The 754-nt window shown below is 70.0% G+C and carries 1 protein-coding gene; it reads right to left on the reverse strand.

Annotation, left to right across the window (positions count from 1 at the left end):
- The coding region (locus JK364_RS54515; protein WP_201858896.1) for a ketoacyl-synthetase C-terminal extension domain-containing protein at nt 1-754 on the reverse strand (754 nt) is incomplete at both ends.

The following is a 754-nucleotide window of genomic DNA, read 5'->3' on the forward strand; positions in this document are numbered from 1 at the left end:
CGTCTTGCCGCCGGCCGGAGTGTGCCCGGTGACCTGTTCCAGTGCGGTGGCGAATTCCTCACGGGTGGAGCCCACGACCACGGCACGGTGTGGCAGCGCGGCCCGCGTGCTGATCAGCGAATGGGCGATGTCCCGCACCGAACCGTCCACGGTGGCCAGTTGGCGGGCCATGTCTTTGAGCGCGGCTTCGTTCTGTGCGGAGAGCACCCACGGCATCGGACCGGAGGGTGCCAACTCAAGCCCGACGGGGCCGGAAGACCCAGACGCGTCGGAGGGCTCGACGGGCTCCGCCGTCTCCGTCGGCTCGGGCGCGGGCGGTGCCTGTTCGAGGATGACGTGTGCGTTGGTGCCGCTGACGCCGAAGGACGACACGCCTGCGCGTCGGGGGCGTTCGTCCGCGTCCGGCCAGTCGCGGGCCTCGGCCAGTAGCTCGACCGCGCCCGCCGACCAATCGACCTCCGGGGTCGGCTCGTCGATGTGCAGGCTCTTCGGCATGACCCCGTGCCGCATCGACAGGACCGCCTTCATCACGCCGGCGACTCCGGCGGCGGCTTGGGTGTGCCCGATGTTCGACTTCAATGACCCGAGCGACACCGGCCGGTCACGGTCCTGCCCGTACGTCGCCAGCACCGCCTGGGCTTCGATGGGGTCGCCGAGTTTGGTGCCGGTGCCGTGTGCTTCGATGAGGTCGATGTCGGCGGGGGTGAGTTGGGCGTTGGTGAGTGCGTCGCGGATGACGCGTTGTTGGGAGGGT

The organism is Streptomyces endocoffeicus (genome assembly GCF_016741935.1).
Lineage (GTDB): Bacteria > Actinomycetota > Actinomycetes > Streptomycetales > Streptomycetaceae > Streptomyces > Streptomyces endocoffeicus.